The following is an 18,140-nucleotide window of genomic DNA, read 5'->3' on the forward strand; positions in this document are numbered from 1 at the left end:
CTCGCTTATGAAAAGAATGATTGAGCTTTAGCGAAGAAGTTTTTATCACCAAAATTGCCCGATTTTAGCGCTAGTGATAGCTCACCTTCGACCGATTTAACCCAAGGCACACCTGGTGCGATTTGAGGGCCAATATGAAAACCTTTCACGGCTAGACTTTGCGTCACTACGCCTGATGTTTCACCACCAGCAACAATGAAGTTTTTCACACCATGTTGGTGCAGTTTGATAGCGAGTTGACTAAAAAACTGTTCAACGACGTGGCTTGAAGCTTGTGCGCCGTATTCTTCTTGAATGGCTTTCAGTGCGGCGGCATCTGCGGTTGCATAAACCAAAGGAGCAAACTCGCCTTGGTTATTGGTCATCACCCAATCGAACACATCATTGGCGTATTGATCATTGGTTAAGCAAGCCTTCACATCGATAGCAAAGTGAGGAGCAAGCTGCTTGTATACCGCAACTTGTTGGTTAGTCATCACTGAACAAGAACCAGAGAACACAACGGTTGGTGCTTTGACTGGGCTGCCGGCATGTTTTGCATCACTTTGGTCAGCAAGATGTCCTGTCCAATTTTTAGCGATACCAGCAGCTAGGCCTGAGCCACCTGTGATTAGTTTCAGAGATTTAGCCGCTTGACCTAACGTCACCAAGTGCTCTGCATTAAATGCGTCTACCACGGCGTAGCGACTACCTTGAGCTTTGAGTTCGTTAAAACGAGCGGTAACCGCATCAGCGCCCTGTTCAATCGTTTGAAAGTTAACTAAACCGGAAACACCTTCTGATTGTGCGTCCATCATTCGAACCACACTTGAATCCGTCATTGGTGTAACAGGGTGATTACGCATACCTGAATCACTGAGCAACTCACCAAAAACAAACAAGTGACCGTTGTAAACCGTGCGACCATTTACTGGCAATGCAGGGCAAACCATAGTGAAAGATTCTCCAAGTTCCGCCAAAAGTGCATCTGTTACGGGACCAATATTGCCCTCAGCGGTACTGTCGAACGTTGAGCAGTATTTAAAGTAAAACTGTTGGCAACCTTGAGATTGAAGCCATTTAAGCGCAGTAACCGAATCCGTCACCGCTTGGTCAACTGGGCAAGAGCGAGATTTAAGGCTGATCACCACAGCATCTGCTGATGTGTCAAACTCTCCCGTTGGAATCCCATTCAGTTGAACAGTGCGCATACCGTTTTCAACCAAGAAACCAGCAATGTCTGTTGCACCTGTAAAGTCGTCTGCAATAACACCTAATAACATGATTATTTCTCCGCCTTTGACGTGTTTACACCCGGCAGGTCAATACCTTGGAAGACTTTTATCACTGCACTGTCGTCTTCTTGACCAAATCCAGCATTACTCGCGCTAACGAACATGTTCAGTGCAGCACTTGATAATGGGAGTGGGAATTTCAGGTTTTGAGCGGTATCTGATACCAAGTTCAAATCCTTCACAAAGATATCAACCATAGATTTTGGAGAGTAATCACCATCGACTACGTGCTTCATGCGGTTCTCGAACATCCAAGAGTTGCCCGCTGCATTCGTAACAACGTCGTACATCAAATCAAGCGGAATGTTTGCGCGTGCGGCTAGTGCCATCGCTTCAGCGCCCGCAGCAATATGAACACCTGCTAGTAACTGGTGGATAATCTTAACGGTCGCACCAAGGCCAATGGTCTCGCCGATGTTGTAGACTTTAGCTGCAGTTGCATCAAGTACCGGAGCCAGTGCTTCAAATGTGGTCACCGCACCTGAAGCCATAATCGTCATTTCACCCGCTTCTGCTTTTACTGCACCGCCGGACACTGGCGCATCCAGCATCACAAGATCATGTTCAGCAAGCTGAGCTTCGATTTTTTCGCGTCTTCTGCTGAGATCGTTGCCGAGACCATAACTGGCGTGTTAGGTCTCAGTGCCGCCGCAAGACCAGTCTTAAACAGTACCGTGTTAACTTGAGCTGCATTCACAACCAATACCAAAACTGAATCAAGTTTGTCGGCAAACTCAACCGCGCTTGTAGAGACCGCTTTTGCGCCATATTCACCCAAGTTTTCAATCGCTTGCGGATTCAAATCGAAACCATATACATCAAGGCCTGCACGCACGCATGACTTCGCTGCGCCCATGCCCATAGAACCTAAACCGATAACACCAACAGATTGAACTTCTTTCATAGCAAGATGCCTTTCACGTAATTATTGAATTCTAGATTTGTTAATTCTTGTTTATGTTTGTGATTATATGTGAAGCAATCGAATGCGACTTAGTGACAAGTCACACATTTAACAAAAATTAACATTAATGAGTAATTTAACCCTTTAGAGGCATTAGATAAGGGTAATTTCGGCAGCAATCACAGTTCTAATTGCTATTTCACAACAGATATTCACAGATATTCACAAAACAACCAAAGATTGATAGGATGATGAAAAATAAGAACATAGAAGAAGAATCATGATTCCAGCGGAACGTCAGAGAACCATTTTGTCACTATTATCACACCAAGAAGTGATCAGTATTTCTGAGCTTGTTGAGCACTTAGAGGTGTCTCATATGACTATTCGTCGAGATATCGTAAAGCTAGAGACATCAGGGAAAGTGATTTCAGTTTCGGGTGGCGTTCAGCTGACTAAAGCACTTCACAGCGAATTGTCACACGACATCAAGGTAGAACAGCAAGCAAGCGAAAAAGCTCAAATAGGTCAACTAGCTGCTCAATTGGTTCCTGAGTATTCGACTATCTACTTAGACGCTGGAACAACCTCTTTGGAGATCGCTCACCAACTTGCAGGGCGAGATGATCTGCTTATCATCACCAATGACTTCGCGATTGCCGCATACCTAATGAACAGCACACAATCTGAGATTTACCATACTGGTGGCAAGATTGACCGTGAAAATCAATCGAGTATTGGGGGAAAAGTAGCTGAGTTCTTGGCAGGGATGAATATTGATATTGCGTTTATCTCTTCTTCATCTTGGAATCTAAAAGGGCTCTCGACACCTTGTGAAAATAAGGTATTAGTCAAACAAGCCATTGTTCAAGCAGCTCATTCAAACTATCTGATTTCAGACTCAACCAAATACGGACGTATCGCTACTTTCCACGCCTTAGATTTAAGTGCGCTTGATGGCGTGATCACCGACATTGATCTTTCGAGTAGTGTGATTGATGAGCTTCAAGACAAAGGCATCAAGGTCATTAATTCGTAACGGATCCCTCATCAAATTTCAGGCTCACCAACCAAACATTCAGAACCTGAATACCACCACTCCAAAATCATCTGTTTATCTACTCGATAAAAATAATTCTTACAATTAAGCGTTTATATTCATTAATAATATTGGCGGCGGGCGGCATAATAGCCGCGAATCCTTCTAACGAGTTTGGTTATGTTCTACAAGCGTCTTTTGGTATTGGCTTTACCGCTTACTTTTGTGTTTCCCATCCATGCTGAAACGTTTGGTGAGCGAATGGCGCGTATCGAACAAGAGAATGTACTGGCGAAAACCATGAGTGAAGAACAAGTTGAGTTGATACAAAAAGTCGTACAGACCAACCACTGCGCTAAAGTGGCGTTAACCCATCACCAACGCATTTTAGGCCAATATAAGGTTGAGACGTCTTCTTCGGAGTTATTCGTAAAATGGCGTCAACTCGGTAAGCAGTTAGACGCTCAATACGAGATGGATTACCCCGGCTACCCTAAGCACGCTTTTCAAGAATATCCTGCGGCTTCAGGCAAAGTCGATGGCTACCTTTTTGCTCTAATCGACAATGGTTTAAACGAGCAATCGTGGATCGCCAAAGAATTTAAGCAGTGTAAAAAGAATAAGCTCATATCCCGAACCTAAGCTCTAGTCTGCTCTGGTTCGAGAGTGCTCACTCGCATTAGTTCTAATAAAGTAAGAACAGCCCTTCATAACCGCCAATTTCTATTTCACTCACATAGTCACCAACGTTACCGTTAGCATCAACAGGTTTCATTGGAACATCCAGCGCGATGGTGAGTTTTGCCGCGTCATAAAAGCTCGGATTCTTACCGTGGAAATCCGCGCGATACAACACACGACCATTGCTGAACTCTCTCGCTAACACCATGTCCTCAGGGCCACCAGCAACCACCTGATTTTCAGATTGATACATAAAGTACGTGAACGTCGGTAGAACGTGAGTGATACCATTGGGCAGATCAGCATGCACCATTTCGTTCATCGAGGAATCGCCAACGATGGTGTAGTCAGCAGGCTGAGGTGTCGTTGTCGAAAGCATCAAAGGAATCGGCGCAAAGCCATGTGGGATTTGATGACTCGGCTCTCCCAAGTCAACGGCCAATAACGAACTGGGTTGGTAGGCGATGTTTTTAGGGACACCACTTTGCCAGAAAGTGTCAGCCGTCGTATTGCCACTTCCATAGACGTAACCATTGTTCCACTGATTAAAGTAGCTATGTTGAGCGTGTCGATTGAGGTGGTAGATCGCTAGGGTCGAGTATTGGTCTTGCTTCCAATTATCTTCACTATTTCCAAGATACTGAACTCGCCCATAACGCGTTGTCGCCTGAAAAATAACACTTTGCCCATTGTAGGCGAGCGCAGAATTATCCCAGAATTTTGAGATCCCCGAGTAACCACTAAACCCAGTAGACGGAAAAATGTAGTGCTCGCGTAAATACAGAGAGCCCGCCTCGCTAAGATGAGACTGTCCATTTCGACCCAGTAAGTTCGCGGTTCCGATATTCAACCCAATCGACGCATCACTTTCTAAAGCAGAAAGATTTTTGAGAAACGCTGAAAATTGTTGCTTGTAGAGATCATCCGCTTGATTCGAACCCGCAACAGCTCCTAACTCTTGAACATGCCCGCCAGAGTGAACATAGAACTGGTTCGAGCCAATGAGTTTATTTGTGTCGTCGTTGTACGCACCATTCAAACCTTGTCTTGCCCAGCTTTGCTTGTAGTAGCGATGAATAGCAGATAGATAATCCGCGTTTGCGACGTTCGTTAGCGACCAAGATGAGTTAGCGCTCCACATTCGACCAAATGGCACCACTCTTGATTCCCAACGAAAACGTGCTGTCGCGTTCTTATTGGTTCGATTTCGATACTCGCTTGGCGACAAGTAGTTATCACCATCTAGATCTGCAGACACATCAAAACCACGGATTTTTCGCCATTGGCTGATAGCATTGCCGTCCGGGGTTGAAGTCGGAGCATCGGTTAACTTGACGGTTGGAAAACTGTTTTTGAGTTTTACTTCTTTTAAACGCGGCCTGTCGTCGGCATTCTCACTTTGCCAACGAACTCTCACAACGTATAAGCGCCCACCATCTCTCAAAAAGGTTGAACCAAAATACTGGCCGCCGCCATAACTCGCACCGCTCCCATCATGAGTTGTAGCTCTTAACCAGTTATCCGGAAGGTTCCAAATCACCGATTGGTTTTTGGTCATATTGAGCGTTTTGTCTTTCTTTACATCAAGCCTTTCCCATTGTGAAACCCTACCCTGAGAATCAATAGCAGTTGGGTATTCAATCCAAAATTCACCGCTGCCAGCAAACTGTGAGAACTTAAAGGTCAGCCGTTCGAACTGTTCAGCATGATAGACATACAAAGCCCCACCCTGTTCGAAATTCTCAAACACATCGGCATCCCACGGAGGCTCTTGATACAACCAAAAACCAGCATGGTCTTCACTGGCTGTATAACTCAAGATCATAGGTTTTCGGTTTAAAAGGGTCTTTTCGCCATGAGTTTTATCAACTTCGGCAATGACAGTATCTTCAGAAAAGTGCAGGAAATAGTCTTCGAAATTGAGGCCTTCTAACTCAGCTTGGTTACGGAGATCGTTCTCCAACCAACCCGAGTTCATCGCCATGACTTGGTTGTACATATAACCAATTGTCGTGGCCCGCTCATTGTCGGCTTTGTCGGCATAAGCTCCGAACACAATATCACTGTTGGAAATTTCCCAATCAATGACGGCATTCGTAGATAGTGGGGAGCCCAAAAGATCAACACCAACTTCATGTTGCCCTGGCAGCACAACCGCTGTACCAACAGCAAAAGCGTAACCAGCGATTAAACATGACGGTATGAGTGCGAGCAGCCCAGAAATGTAGGTTTTCATGATTCAAATTTCCTAATCGATACTGTCATGCCTTAAATCACAAAACGAAAAGTCAGCCAACTTACGTGTCAATTTAGGAATCAAAATACGAAAAAAGTATCGACTACATGGCTCTATTGTTCAAGTGCTCGTCTGTCTTGTTTCATCGGTGGCAAGTAAAACGAGCAAATGCCGATTCAAAATCAATGCATTAAGGAAAATATAAGTTTTTGTGATTTTAATTTTATTTGGAAACCAAGTATCTCCGGCTAACGAGAAATCAGCTCAGATTTTCTCAAAATGAGAATAATACGGTTTGGAAGATGAGAAGTTATCAGAGCCTAGAACTCAGAATAGGACTTGGATTTGCTGTATCGAATCTCAGTTTGAGCGCCACACTATTGAAACTCAATTTGGATAGGCTGTCTAAACAAGAACGATGACAACGCTCCTTAAAGCCTCTTGTTCCACTTCCCTTGATGGTCGCGATCGCAATTTTCTTGCGTATCGTAGCTAACATGCTTATCGATATTCTTCAGTTGAATTCCAACTTGATTGAACGCTTGTTGAATAGCCCCTGAGACACTCTGTTGACCTTCGCCACTTAAGAAGTTCGTTCTATCCTGATTGGTATCGAATACACAGACAATTTTCAAACTTTGCGGAAAAGAGGAAAAGTTGACCGAGTGAGTCACCCACAAAAAACCATCGAAGCCTTTCAGCGTGTCTTCACAAACGTCAGTTAACACGTCTCTGATTTGATTCTCGATTTTCTTATCTGATTTACGCATGCGGTAAAGGTCCTATTTAACACCTTAAAAATAAGGTTTTTTGGTCAGTTTTGTACTACCTGACATTGGACACTGTGGCGGTTTCAAATGCAAAGTATTTATTGGGAGAGACGACTAGAAGATATAGAGGAAACGTCTCATGCTTGATCGCTTACTAGGCGATCAAACATGAGGCGAATATAGAATTTACGAAGATCTTAGCTCGCCGCTTGTTCCCAATCAACCAGTAACTTCATGATTACGCGAGAGTCTTGATGAGTTGCCATTGGCGCAGCAAGTTGTGTGTCACCTCGCTCAACCGCTTGGCGAATATTACGCACTTGATAATGGAAGCCATCGCCTTGCGCTTCGACTTTCACTTCACGTTTCGACGTTTCATAGATCTCTACCGTACACGTATTTTCTTCGGTCGGTAGCCATGGGTTGGTGTCGAGTGTGATGCAGCCTTTGCTACCTAGAATCGTAAAACCATGCTTTAAGCCGTGGTCTTCTGCGGTGTGGATTTGCGCGGTAAAACGCTCGTTGAAACGCATCATTGCCGATGATTCACAGATATTGCCATCTTGGCCTCGTCGGCTGATTGCTGAGATCTGCACATCATCGAACACGCTCTCGCCAAATTGCTGCTGCGCAACAGAATGAACCAGCGACATTGGATAACAACCTAGGTTGTACAACGCGCCTTTGCTTGCTGGGTTCACGAACTGATCAATCGCCGCAACGTAGGAACCTTGAATTGAGCGCACTTCGCCGATCTCACCAGTTGCCAGTTCTTGATGAAGCTTGGTGATAAGTGGATGGTTTAAATACATCAAACCTTCAGCAAAGAATACGCCCGCTTCTTTCACGGCTAGTAAAGCTTGCTCGGTTTTTTCCATATCTACCGACAAAGACTTCTCACACAAGATCGCTTTGCCTTTTTGAGCCGCTTTAATCACATACTCATGATGAACGTGGTTTGGTAGAGCAATGTAGATAATGTCGACCGACTCATCTTCAAGCAAGGCTTCATAGTTGTTGAAGGTTCGTGTTGGCTGGTATTGGGCAGCAAACTCATTGAGTGTTTTCTCTGTGCGTCCAGCAACAGCATACAGCTCACTTTGAGCATCGCCTTTAATCGCATCCGCCATTACGCCTGAGATAAAGCTGGCTCCTAGGATTCCCCATTTCATGTCTTAGATCTCCTGCTCTTGTGCTTTGATAGGCCCACGTTGCGTTTCGAATGCTTGAACCAACTCGGTAATATCACGCTCAATAAACGCTTGGGTATGAGGCATCACAAAGTGCTGATTGATCGCCTCGCGGTTTACGTATTGCTCAAGCAAGATCACACGATCGCTTTGGCTTTGATCATAGGTTGCAATTGCTTGTAGGCAGCCCGGTTCGCTTTGCATGTCTAAACAAAACTGTTCGATGGCTTCGATCGCAGCAGCTCGCTCTATGTTAGTTTTGATCTTCAGTTCGGCAGTGACAAAGATGGTTTCATTCATTTGAGGCATTTCACGCTCTTATTTTAGTTAATTATCGGTTTGCCATTAATATAATTAACCCCTAATAATTGATAAACTCACCTTTTGTTTATTGTTTATCAACCAAGAGTGTTCAATGGATAAGTTAACCAGCATGAAAGTCTTCGTCTACGTAGTGGAACAGGGCAGCTTTCGTAGCGCCGCAAACCACTTCAACCTGTCGGCGACCATGATCAGTAAGCATGTCCATTCCTTAGAAACCAGTTTGAACTCTCAGCTGATCCACCGCACCACGCGTAAGCAATCGTTAACCGATTCAGGGCAGCTTTATTATCGAGAATGTAAGCGAATTCTCGAAGACATCAGCAATGCTGAAAACCTCATTCAAACCTTGGAAAATCAACCGCAAGGCACCGTAAAAATAAACTGCCCTGTCACCTATGGGAACAAAGTACTCGCTCCAATCGTAGCTAAGTTTCTCGCACATCACCCAACCATTAACGTTGATTTGATGTTGAATAATGACCTTGTTGATCCTTACTCTTCAGATATTGATTTGATTGTGCGTATTGGTGACCTGTCCGATTCAAGTTTGGTCGCAAGGTATTTAGGGGATTATGAGATGTGTTATTGCGCCGCGCCCGCTTACCTAAACAAACATGCTGAAATCAGAGTACTAGAAGACTTGGCGCAGCACCCATCGCTTGGATTCAGTTACAGCAGCCAAGCCCCTCACGCCACACCGAATAAAGAGCGTGTGCGCTTGATGTCGAATAATGGTGATGTGTTGCGATATGCCGCCCTACAAGGTGTGGGCGTGTTGTTGCAACCGACAATCTTAGTCGCCGAAGAGATTAAACGTGGAGCGCTGTTGGAGATCTTGCCCGGCATGGCGCCGTTACCAAAGCCGATTCACTTGCTCTACAAAACTAAGCAACTTTCTTTAAAGAACCGAACTTTTGTCGAATTTTTATTAGCCGCTCTTTCTGAGTAACTAACCGCTTTCTAAACAACAAAGACCGCTAGACTGTTTGCCAATGGCTCATCAAGCGCTTGCCAAGATCAGAAGGCGTGGTGTTGTGAACGATCATCTCATCACATTGATTGAACACCATGAAGTGTTTAAGTTCTTCGCATAAAGCGTAAATCAATGACTCATGGGTTTTAACTCTGTCTTCAACAACCAAGTTACGAATATTGAGTAAACGGGTCTTCCTGTCGACCTTGCAATTCATTCGCGCCACCAGCTTACCTTGCCACAGAATCGGCAAACTAAAGTAACCAAACTGACGCTTGGCCTCTGGAACATAGCATTCAAGGAGGTAGTCAAAGTTGAACAATGATTGCATTCGCTTTCGTTGAATCAGCAGGTTATCAAACGGAGACAGTATCTTAAGCTTGGTTCTGGAAAGAGGTTGATTCAGCAGTTCAAAAGCACCTGGCAGGACATAGTAATCAGAGCCTTGAATATCTACTTTCAGAACCTGCTTATCTTCAAGCATCTGTTGGAGTGCTCTCTGAATCAAAGGCTTTGTGTTCTTGAGTAGGTAGCTCATTTCCGACGCTATTCCAACTCCGTTAGCCTCTAAATAACGTGTTATCAGATGCTCGATGTACTCTTGTTCTGTCGGCTCAGAGGTATCAATTCCACTCGGTAGAACTCGCTCGGTTAGGTCATACACCTTATGAAAGTTCACTCGGCTCGGCACCATTAAGTCACCTTGCATAAACAAAGTTTCTAGCGCCTGTTTGGCAGGTTTACCGCCCCATCCGCCGGGGTTTGGTCTATCCCCTTCAAAGTCTTTCGCCATCAACGGCCCTTCATTCTCAATACGTTTGAGAACATGAGCCATCAATGCATCATCCTTTTTATACCAATGCTTGAGCTTGCCGCTCGCAAACCCATTCTTTCGATGTAGGCTGAAGCGGTAATCTCGAATGGGTAAATACGCGGCGGCATGCGACCAATACTCAAACACTTCTCGACGCTCTAACAGCTTATCAAGATGGTTCAGTTGGTAGTCTTGATTTCGATTCCACAACGTATGATGGTGGGCTCGCTGAATCACGGAAATGGTATCAATTTGCACATAGCCAAGGTTTTCAATCGCAGACAGCGTATTCGCCAAGGCGCCGCCATTACGTTGCTTTTTAGGCGGTAACTTTTGCGAAAGCAGTACAATTTTTTGCGCTTGAGCGAGTGAAAGTGATTCCATGAAATTCAGACTCTAATTGATACCAATGACTGGCTTATGATTCAGCAATAAGCTCTTGAAGGATTTGCTTATACGTTTCTACCGTCTGCGCGCCTGTCACTGCACTCTTGCGGTTGAATACCACGGTAGGAACCGCTGAGATGCCCATGCGTTGCCATTCAAACTCTTGCGCTTCAATTTGCTTTAAGTTGTCGATGTTCTTCAAGCGTTTCAGCGCTTTCGTTGAATCTAAGCCAACCGCTTCAAGTTCTTGTGCAATGACTTCAAGGTCAGACAGGTCTTTTTGCTCTGTGAAGTGAGCGGTAAAGAAGCGTAGCTTTAACTCAGTCTGTTTACCGTGCGCTAGTGCAAAATCGAGCAGCACATGCAGATGACGGGAATTAACCATTCTCATGCTGTCATAGAAATTGAAATCGAAACCAACCGCTTGGCCGCGAGCCGAAAGCTGTTCTCGTGAACGTTGGCTCTCTTCTGCGCTAGAACCGTATTTTCTCATGATATGGGCACGCAGGTTTTCGCCCTCTTGCGGCATGTCAGGGTTAAGCTCAAACGGCTGCCATTCAAGTTCAATCTGGTCTTCTAAACCAAGTTCCGCAACGGCTAGCTCTAAGTTTTTGTAACCGACTACGCACCACGGGCACATTACGTCAGAAATAATATCAAGTTGAAGTTTCTTGCTCATAATCATTCCAAATATCGTTACTAAGGCGTATCCAATTCAAAGTGAATACCCATCTTTCTGGTTAGACTACAACAAGCTGAACACTCGTTCAAATTTAACTCAATACAACAGCAGCCAACAAAAAAGCCAACTCATTTTCACGAGTTGGCTTTGATAAAAATCGAATCTAGCTTAAGAGCGTTACGCTAGCAACTTCTCAAGTACTTGGAACACACCCGCGTCAACGTTACTTGGCGCGCCAAAACGCGCGATCTCTTTTAACTTTGGATGCGCGTTTTCCATCGCGTAAGAGTGGTAGCTCTCTTTAAGCATTTCCAAGTCATTTAGGTAATCACCAAAGCTCATGGTCTGCTCGTAAGTGAAACCTAATGTGTTCTGTAGATGTTTAATCGCCGCACCTTTTGACGCTTCAGCGTTCATCACATCTAACCAAATTTTTGCGCTTACAACCACTTGGTAGTTCTCACCGAATTTGGCATCAATAGTTGGGTTCACTTTCTCTTGTGAACCGTCGAAGTGACAGATAGCCACCTTGATGAAATCGTCTTCTACCGCCAGTAAGTCTTCTACTTGCTCACGGCGATGGTAGTACTTAGAGATCTCCGCCAGAGCACGCTCATCTTTGGTTTCGATGTATGCCGATTTCTTACCGCATAGCACCACATGCGCGTCTTCAATAGCTCGAGCTTCTTTAATGATCTCTTTAATGGCATCGGTATCAAGCAAGCAGCTGTAAAGTTCTTGGCCTTTGTGCATCACTAATGTGCCGTTTTCAGCAATAAACATCATGCGATCTTTAAGCGGGGAAAATGTTTCTAGCAAGCTGTAATACTGGCGGCCAGACGCGGCAGCAAAAATAATATCTTGCGCTTCTAAGCGCTCATAAAGATTGAAAAACTCAGGGTCGAGCTTTCCATGCTCATCGAGTAAGGTGCCATCCATATCAGTCGCGATAAATTTGATATTTTGTTGGGGCATGTCGGGCGTACCTATTATTGGATTATGATCATTCGTTATCTTGAGTAACGGTTCTGGGTTCGATTATATCGCTAGAGTCGCTGGTGAATACAATGCTTATTTTACCGCCTGTCAGTCACTGTTTCACATCTTTCCAAGGCAAACGCTAACAGAAGCGCATTCCAGTTTGAAGGGTTAAGTCCTACATACAAGATGTGCGTTAGGTCACACTCCACTATATTCTTTCCTGTCTCTCCATCACTTTATTCCGACCACAGTCATTATGATTTTAGCTATTATTACGACCTTGCTTTGCATCGTTACCGTCAAGTTTCTAATCACACTTGCGAACTTAGAGCGCCATCGTATTCACATTGAACCTAAAATATCGTTCAAAAGAACTGAGTGGCCGACTGTTTCCGTCATTATTCCTGCGCGAAATGAAGAAGACAATATTGAAATCAGCCTTGGCTCTCTATTGAAGCAGAACTACCCAAAAGACAAGTTTGAAGTCATTGTTGTTGATGACTTTTCTACTGACTCAACCCGTGCAAAAGTAGAAGCATTGATCAGTAAGTTCGACGTTAACGCGCGCTGTATTTCAGGTAGAACGTTACCGACCGGATGGCTTGGTAAGAGCAATGCATGTATGGCTGGCGCACTCAACGCGAGCGGTGAATATGTGTATTTCATTGATGCAGATACCGATTCAGCACCCGCGATGCTACAGAGCGTTATCGACTTTGCTATCCAACAAAAAACTGATCTCTTATCGTTTAATCCAAAACAAACTTTTGCGTCTGTGGCAGAAAAAGCGACCTTGCCGGGCATCTTTCTATCGATCGCATCTTATATGAACTTTAAAAACTCGAACGACATGACTAAGGAAGAAGCGATTGCTAACGGTCAGGCGATGTTGTTTACCCGAAAATCCTACGACGCAGTCGGTGGACACGCCGCAGTAGCAAACGCGATATCGGAAGACATCGCCTTTGCAAAAGTCATGAAGGTCAATGGATTTAAGATTTTCTGGGCATTTGCAGACAAACTAATGAGTACGCACATGTATTCAGACTTCAACTCAATCTGGGCTGGCTTTTCCAAAAACATGAATCTTATTGTGAATTGTCAATCACAAGCACAAGCTTTAAAAGTCTTCATCAAAGCCAACATCATCGCATGGGCGGGACCGCTTTTGATGCTGGCATCGGCGAACGCCTTCATCAGTGACATGTCTGCCATTCATGCTTATTCGTTCATTGTCAGCTCTGTGATGCTCTTGGTGTCGATCGTCACCTACTTCATTTTGGTTAAGGAACTGTTTGTTCCCGCAAAATTTGCGTTAACCGTACCCTTCGGTATTTGTGTTCAAAGCCTACTCGTGCTGAACAGTTACCGCTTATCTAAAACCAATAAAATCAGCTGGAAAGGGCGCTCATTAACATGATGAATAAGATTATTACTTTGCTTCTTCTTGCTTGTTCAGTTTCGGTGTTTGCATCAGACACCGATGGCTGGTCACTGGCACGCGATAAAAAAGGCATCGAGGTTTATAACCGTAAAATTGAAGGCAGTCACTTTAAAGAATTTCGAGCAGAAGGCGACATCAACGCGCCCCTCACTTCTATTATCGCACTCTTTATCGATACCTCTGTTGGCACGCAATGGGTAGAAAACATCGATGACATGGAAGAAATAGAGCATTTTAGTGCGGCGCACACGATCACCAAAACCTATACCAAGGCACCTTGGCCAGTTGCCGATCGTGAAGCTATCGTAGAGAACGTCATCACTCAAGATCCAGAGACGATGGTTGTCACCATTGATCAGCATGGTAGGCCTGATTACCTACCAAACAATAATAAAAAAATCATCAGAGTGGCTGAATTAGAGGCGAGTTGGATCCTGACACCAATCGACGAAAACACCACCCATATCTCTTATCGAGTATTGAGTGATCCAGGTGGCGATATTCCGTATTGGCTCATTAACATGGTGGCCGTTTCTCAGCCTTACAACACGCTTCGCGGGTTATCTAAGATGTTGGATTCTGGTGAGTACACCGATCGTCGCCTTGATTTCATCGAGAACTACACGTCACTTTAACAATGCAATGAATACTCTAGAGGTCTATATTGTGAAATTTCCATTCTCTCCAATCGCAGCGATATTGCTTGTAGCATCAAGTTCAGTATTTGCTAATCAAATCATTGTCGATACTAAAGGTGTTGATGAAACACAGTATCACGCCGATCTGTATGAATGTGAGCAATACGCTCAACAAGTGAAGCCTGAAGAGGTCGATTCTCTTGGCAGCGATATTGTCGGTTCAACCGCTAAGGGTGCAGCGCTGGGTGCGGTTGGTGGAGCCGTCTCTGGCGGGAGTGGTCATGATGGTGCAAAAATTGGTGCTGGCATCGGTATTATCAGCGGCGCTTTAAAGCACGGTGCTCAAAAAAGACAATCCGCCGAGCTATCTGAGCAGCAGAAGTTTCAAGTGAATCGTAACTGTATGATCAACCGAGGCTATACCGTTCTTAACTAGCGGATAACCGAGCAAAATGGCGTTTAATCGATGTTCACGCCATTTTGCGTAGCTGAGTCAAAGCAGAGTTCAACCATAGTCCCTGAATCGCCACCTTAAAGTTCGTTCAAATAGACAGTGAGCATTGACCCCTATTTAAAATAGGCTTATCATTAATCGTCTTTTAACGATTAATGAAAGTGAGACGTCAATATGAACTCAACTTGCTCGACATCTGGTGGCTGTTCTCTGCCCATCGAACACGGTGATGCTAAAGCAGAAAAGCAAATGGCCGCACTGGCGAAAGCACTCGCTCACCCAGCAAGAATACGTATATTGAGTATCCTTTCCACGTTAGAAAAATCGGGCGGCTGCTTGAACAGTGATCTGGTGAGTGAATTGGGTTTAGCTCAATCAACGGTATCAGAGCACTTAAGAATATTGAAAGCCTCAGGTTTTATTACGGCTGAGTCGATTCCGCCGAAGATGTGTTACCGCATCGACCGCGACAATATTCAACGCTTCGAATCGATATTTAACAGCATTTTAAAATAGAAGTTCACGCTTGAATGATCGGCTTTGATAGCCTTTACTTTTAAGCGTGTTTTTTTGCCACAACCAATCGTTTTTCGACGATTTACGATATCAACTAAGAGAGATTATCATGAAACCAAAGTTAGGTTTTCTAGATCGCTACTTAACACTGTGGATTTTTATTGCCATGGGCCTTGGTGTACTACTCGGCACCCTATTCCCACAGATCGAACAGTGGAACGATTCAATGTCTGTTGGCACCACTAACATTCCGCTTGCGGTTGGCCTTATCTTAATGATGTACCCACCTCTGGCTAAGGTTAACTACAACCTGCTAGGCACTGTGGTAAAAGATAAGAAAGCCATTAAGCTCTCTTTGATCATGAACTGGATCGTTGGTCCAATTCTGATGTTTGTATTGGCACTAACTTTCTTGGGAGACCACCCAGGTTACATGGTTGGGGTGATTCTGATTGGTCTTGCTCGTTGTGTGGCGATGGTTCTGGTTTGGAACGACATCGGCGGCGGTAACAAAGAGTACGGCGCGGCATTGGTTGCTCTAAACAGTGCATTCCAAGTGGTGAGCTACAGCTTTATGGCGTGGTTGTTCATCAGCGTTCTTCCACCAGTATTTGGTTACGAAGGCATGTTGGTTGATATCTCGATGATCGACATTGCACACAGTGTACTTATCTACCTAGGTATCCCATTCCTAGCGGGCTTCCTAAGCCGTAAGATCCTTGTGTCGATGAAAGGCGAGCAGTGGTACAACGACGTATTTATTCCACGCATCTCTCCAATCACACTGATTGCACTACTGGCGACTATCGTTCTGATGTTCAGCCTGAAAGGTGAAATGATTGTTGAACTGCCAATGGACGTTCTATTAATTGCGGTTCCACTGACTATCTACTTCACTGCGATGTTCTTCATCAGTTTCTTCATCGGTAAAAAGATGGGCATCGAGTACGACAAGAACGCATCAATTGCATTTACAGCAACAGGTAACAACTTCGAGCTAGCGATTGCCGTGGCTATCTCAGTATTCGGTATCAACTCAGACCAAGCGTTTGCAGGCGTTATCGGTCCACTGATTGAAGTCCCTGTGCTGATTTACCTTGTGAACGTGGCGCTTAAGATGAAAGACAAGTACTACAACGGTCAGACGGTTAAACCTAGCGTATAGCATCTACGTCTACACCTAGAACTAGAACTAACAAAAAGCAGCATCACTTTGAACAGAAAGGCTCACACGTTAAACGGTGAGCCTTTTCTTTATTCAGTTTCGTCTAATAGGCCTTTCAATGCTTGTTCAAGCCAAAGTAATGCAGGACCTTTTGAGCGTGTTTTAGACAGAACAAGATCAACCGGAGGCGACCAAGTTTTATGGTCAAATGACACATTCACCTCTACCAAGCGCTGTTTAATAAGCTCTTCTTCAACAAGGTGTTTCGGTAAGTATGCCCAACCGATATCGCTACCAAGAATCATCTCTTTAATGACGATAAAGCTGTTTGACCACCATACCTTTCCGGCAATCAGCGGAAACTGGTCCATCACCTTGCCTTTGTCTCCCCTCAACATTAACTGACGATGCGGGAGTAAGTCAGTGAGTTTCGCCACACCTGTTTTTGCGAGCGCATGACTTGGATGACACACAGCAATAAACGGTAAGTGACCGATAAAGCAAGGCTCAGAACCGACATCAAAAGCCAAGTTGGTAAACATCAATCCAATGTCGGCCCTCTCTTCGATAATTAACGGATTGACCTCTGTCGTGGTACACGCAACCAGTTCCACTTCAGTCGCAGGGAATTGTTGACTGAACTGACTAAGGATCTTAGATAGATTCGGGACCAATAGTGAATCATCTAATGCAATTTTGATGAGCCCCTCTTCACCACTGCCCATCGCACTAACCGTCACATTCAGATCTTCAACCTGAAGCACGATCGCTTTCACCTGTTTAAATAACTGCTCGCCCGCTTTGGTTAGTGAAGGCTTTCGAGTCGAACGATCAAAAAGCTCAACATTAAAATCTATTTCAAGATTACTGATGCCTTGGCTCACCGCCGACTGCACCTTCCCCAAATGACGAGCACTGGCAGAAAATGACCCTAATTCAACGGCATACACAAACATTTTCAGTTGTTCAATGTTGTACATTCGGTGTCTCCCAAAACTTACTATCACTATATGTGATGCTAACTATCTTTATATTATCACTTAAGTAGATATTATTTAGCCCATCGGCGGCTATTTAATCGTAAAGAGAGTTAGAAAAATGTCACATAAAGAACGCATGTTGCACATGGTGCTATTTGAATTGGTTTTGATGGCAGGGCTTGCAACCTATATTACAGGAAACGGCGCAGGTGAAATGGCAGGCTTAGCGCTCGCAATATCATTGATAGCGATGGCTTGGAACTACGTTTACAACTATGGCTACGACAAAATTTACGGAGCAGACCGAAGCAAAAGAACCACGAAAACACGTATCCTGCACGGATTAGGTTTTGAGCTTGGCTTAATGACAGTGACTCTACCTGTCTTGATGTGGGTTCTACAACTCGACTTCCTAACCGTACTGATCATGGACATCGGCCTAGTTATTTTCTTCGTACTTTACGCGATTGCGTTCAACTGGGCGTATGACTCGGTTCGATATCAATTGGTTGCGAAAGGAAAAGTGGCAGCTCTGGTTTAGAGCGGTAAGTTCGTCTCGTATAACAAGAACATACACCCAAATGAAAACTGCCAAACTACAACATAGTTGGCAGTTTATTCATTTATGCATATAAGCTCATTTGTTAACTCCCTTGTTACATAGCAAAAACATCACACAGCCCTCCCT

At 44.5% G+C, this 18,140-nt stretch carries 18 protein-coding genes and 1 pseudogene; 9 read left to right on the forward strand and 10 right to left on the reverse strand.

Features of this window, described 5'->3' with window-relative positions; translation table 11 throughout:
- Positions 1–5: 5 nt before the first annotated feature.
- Entirely contained in the window at positions 6–1,262 is a 1,257-nt protein-coding gene (gene otnK, locus ACED46_RS08370) for a 3-oxo-tetronate kinase (protein WP_136977419.1), read from the reverse strand.
- A gap of 2 nt (positions 1,263–1,264) precedes the next feature.
- A pseudogene (ltnD, locus tag ACED46_RS08375) lies at positions 1,265–2,178 on the reverse strand (L-threonate dehydrogenase).
- A 280-nt stretch (positions 2,179–2,458) separates the two neighbouring features.
- Between ltnD and ACED46_RS08380 the strand changes: the two are divergent.
- Positions 2,459–3,217 carry a DeoR/GlpR family DNA-binding transcription regulator gene (locus ACED46_RS08380; RefSeq protein ID WP_017072299.1) on the forward strand — a complete coding sequence of 253 codons (759 nt, stop codon included), beginning with the start codon at positions 2,459–2,461 and terminating at the stop codon, positions 3,215–3,217.
- 180 nt (positions 3,218–3,397) lie between these two features.
- Positions 3,398–3,859 carry a hypothetical protein gene (locus ACED46_RS08385; protein ID WP_017064007.1) on the forward strand — a complete coding sequence of 154 codons (462 nt, stop codon included), beginning with the start codon at positions 3,398–3,400 and terminating at the stop codon, positions 3,857–3,859.
- Between the two features lie 43 nt (positions 3,860–3,902).
- Here the strand turns inward: ACED46_RS08385 and ACED46_RS08390 are convergent, their stop codons facing one another.
- The 4 genes from ACED46_RS08390 to ACED46_RS08405 form a co-directional block, all read right to left on the reverse strand.
- Positions 3,903–6,134, reverse strand: coding sequence for a hypothetical protein (locus tag ACED46_RS08390; protein WP_371721242.1), 2,232 nt, complete (start codon positions 6,132–6,134; stop codon positions 3,903–3,905).
- A 431-nt stretch (positions 6,135–6,565) separates the two neighbouring features.
- Positions 6,566–6,904: a hypothetical protein gene (locus tag ACED46_RS08395; protein WP_017060926.1), complete on the reverse strand. Its 339-nt coding sequence runs from the start codon at positions 6,902–6,904 to the stop codon at positions 6,566–6,568.
- A 197-nt stretch (positions 6,905–7,101) separates the two neighbouring features.
- On the reverse strand, positions 7,102–8,076 hold the full coding sequence (locus tag ACED46_RS08400; protein WP_371721243.1) for a Gfo/Idh/MocA family protein: 975 nt from the start codon (positions 8,074–8,076) through the stop codon (positions 7,102–7,104).
- 3 nt (positions 8,077–8,079) lie between these two features.
- Entirely contained in the window at positions 8,080–8,403 is a 324-nt protein-coding gene (locus ACED46_RS08405; protein ID WP_371721244.1) for a putative quinol monooxygenase, read from the reverse strand.
- 106 nt (positions 8,404–8,509) lie between these two features.
- Here ACED46_RS08405 and ACED46_RS08410 point away from each other — a divergent pair, with 106 nt between their 5' ends.
- Positions 8,510–9,367: a LysR substrate-binding domain-containing protein gene (locus tag ACED46_RS08410; RefSeq protein WP_371721245.1), complete on the forward strand. Its 858-nt coding sequence runs from the start codon at positions 8,510–8,512 to the stop codon at positions 9,365–9,367.
- A 28-nt stretch (positions 9,368–9,395) separates the two neighbouring features.
- Here the strand turns inward: ACED46_RS08410 and ACED46_RS08415 are convergent, their stop codons facing one another.
- The 3 genes from ACED46_RS08415 to ACED46_RS08425 form a co-directional block, all read right to left on the reverse strand.
- Positions 9,396–10,589, reverse strand: coding sequence for a winged helix-turn-helix domain-containing protein (locus tag ACED46_RS08415; protein WP_208775691.1), 1,194 nt, complete (start codon positions 10,587–10,589; stop codon positions 9,396–9,398).
- A gap of 34 nt (positions 10,590–10,623) precedes the next feature.
- The gene (locus ACED46_RS08420; protein ID WP_371721246.1) at positions 10,624–11,271 is read right to left on the reverse strand and encodes a DsbA family oxidoreductase; all 648 of its coding nucleotides are present in this window, start codon (positions 11,269–11,271) and stop codon (positions 10,624–10,626) included.
- A 180-nt stretch (positions 11,272–11,451) separates the two neighbouring features.
- Positions 11,452–12,249 (reverse strand): Cof-type HAD-IIB family hydrolase, encoded by a 798-nt coding sequence (locus ACED46_RS08425; RefSeq protein ID WP_371721247.1) that lies wholly within the window; start codon positions 12,247–12,249, stop codon positions 11,452–11,454.
- A gap of 262 nt (positions 12,250–12,511) precedes the next feature.
- Between ACED46_RS08425 and ACED46_RS08430 the strand changes: the two genes are divergently transcribed.
- The 5 genes from ACED46_RS08430 (at position 12,512) to arsB (ending at position 16,472) form a co-directional block, all read left to right on the forward strand.
- Positions 12,512–13,675, forward strand: coding sequence for a glycosyltransferase family 2 protein (locus ACED46_RS08430; RefSeq protein WP_371721248.1), 1,164 nt, complete (start codon positions 12,512–12,514; stop codon positions 13,673–13,675).
- The gene (locus ACED46_RS08435; protein WP_371721249.1) at positions 13,672–14,334 is read left to right on the forward strand and encodes an START domain-containing protein; all 663 of its coding nucleotides are present in this window, start codon (positions 13,672–13,674) and stop codon (positions 14,332–14,334) included. Before ACED46_RS08430 ends, ACED46_RS08435 begins: the two co-directional genes overlap by 4 nt.
- Before the next feature lie 31 nt (positions 14,335–14,365).
- Positions 14,366–14,773 carry a glycine zipper family protein gene (locus tag ACED46_RS08440; protein WP_029235181.1) on the forward strand — a complete coding sequence of 136 codons (408 nt, stop codon included), beginning with the start codon at positions 14,366–14,368 and terminating at the stop codon, positions 14,771–14,773.
- A 192-nt stretch (positions 14,774–14,965) separates the two neighbouring features.
- Complete coding sequence (locus ACED46_RS08445; protein ID WP_017064015.1) at positions 14,966–15,307, forward strand: helix-turn-helix transcriptional regulator; 342 nt, start codon at positions 14,966–14,968, stop codon at positions 15,305–15,307.
- A gap of 109 nt (positions 15,308–15,416) precedes the next feature.
- Positions 15,417–16,472 (forward strand): ACR3 family arsenite efflux transporter, encoded by a 1,056-nt coding sequence (gene arsB, locus ACED46_RS08450; protein ID WP_102320692.1) that lies wholly within the window; start codon positions 15,417–15,419, stop codon positions 16,470–16,472.
- Between the two features lie 89 nt (positions 16,473–16,561).
- Here arsB and ACED46_RS08455 read toward each other — a convergent pair whose 3' ends face one another.
- On the reverse strand, positions 16,562–17,452 hold the full coding sequence (locus ACED46_RS08455; RefSeq protein WP_371721250.1) for a LysR family transcriptional regulator: 891 nt from the start codon (positions 17,450–17,452) through the stop codon (positions 16,562–16,564).
- A 118-nt stretch (positions 17,453–17,570) separates the two neighbouring features.
- Between ACED46_RS08455 and ACED46_RS08460 the strand changes: the two genes are divergently transcribed.
- Positions 17,571–17,993 carry a PACE efflux transporter gene (locus tag ACED46_RS08460; RefSeq protein WP_371721251.1) on the forward strand — a complete coding sequence of 141 codons (423 nt, stop codon included), beginning with the start codon at positions 17,571–17,573 and terminating at the stop codon, positions 17,991–17,993.
- The last annotated feature ends 147 nt before the right edge of the window (positions 17,994–18,140 follow it).

Origin of the sequence: Vibrio sp. 1S139 (assembly GCF_041439475.1) — a bacterium.
In the GTDB taxonomy this organism is placed as follows: Bacteria; Pseudomonadota; Gammaproteobacteria; order Enterobacterales; family Vibrionaceae; genus Vibrio; species Vibrio crassostreae_C.

Coding starts and splice junctions, on each gene's coding strand:
- otnK (WP_136977419.1), bottom strand. CDS start 1,262: ATGTTATTAGGTGTTATTGCAGACGACTTTACAGGTGCAACAGACATT.
- ACED46_RS08380 (WP_017072299.1), top strand. CDS start 2,459: ATGATTCCAGCGGAACGTCAGAGAACCATTTTGTCACTATTATCACAC.
- ACED46_RS08385 (WP_017064007.1), top strand. CDS start 3,398: ATGTTCTACAAGCGTCTTTTGGTATTGGCTTTACCGCTTACTTTTGTG.
- ACED46_RS08390 (WP_371721242.1), bottom strand. CDS start 6,134: ATGAAAACCTACATTTCTGGGCTGCTCGCACTCATACCGTCATGTTTA.
- ACED46_RS08395 (WP_017060926.1), bottom strand. CDS start 6,904: ATGCGTAAATCAGATAAGAAAATCGAGAATCAAATCAGAGACGTGTTA.
- ACED46_RS08400 (WP_371721243.1), bottom strand. CDS start 8,076: ATGAAATGGGGAATCCTAGGAGCCAGCTTTATCTCAGGCGTAATGGCG.
- ACED46_RS08405 (WP_371721244.1), bottom strand. CDS start 8,403: ATGCCTCAAATGAATGAAACCATCTTTGTCACTGCCGAACTGAAGATC.
- ACED46_RS08410 (WP_371721245.1), top strand. CDS start 8,510: ATGGATAAGTTAACCAGCATGAAAGTCTTCGTCTACGTAGTGGAACAG.
- ACED46_RS08415 (WP_208775691.1), bottom strand. CDS start 10,589: ATGGAATCACTTTCACTCGCTCAAGCGCAAAAAATTGTACTGCTTTCG.
- ACED46_RS08420 (WP_371721246.1), bottom strand. CDS start 11,271: ATGAGCAAGAAACTTCAACTTGATATTATTTCTGACGTAATGTGCCCG.
- ACED46_RS08425 (WP_371721247.1), bottom strand. CDS start 12,249: ATGCCCCAACAAAATATCAAATTTATCGCGACTGATATGGATGGCACC.
- ACED46_RS08430 (WP_371721248.1), top strand. CDS start 12,512: ATGATTTTAGCTATTATTACGACCTTGCTTTGCATCGTTACCGTCAAG.
- ACED46_RS08435 (WP_371721249.1), top strand. CDS start 13,672: ATGATGAATAAGATTATTACTTTGCTTCTTCTTGCTTGTTCAGTTTCG.
- ACED46_RS08445 (WP_017064015.1), top strand. CDS start 14,966: ATGAACTCAACTTGCTCGACATCTGGTGGCTGTTCTCTGCCCATCGAA.
- arsB (WP_102320692.1), top strand. CDS start 15,417: ATGAAACCAAAGTTAGGTTTTCTAGATCGCTACTTAACACTGTGGATT.
- ACED46_RS08455 (WP_371721250.1), bottom strand. CDS start 17,452: ATGTACAACATTGAACAACTGAAAATGTTTGTGTATGCCGTTGAATTA.
- ACED46_RS08460 (WP_371721251.1), top strand. CDS start 17,571: ATGTCACATAAAGAACGCATGTTGCACATGGTGCTATTTGAATTGGTT.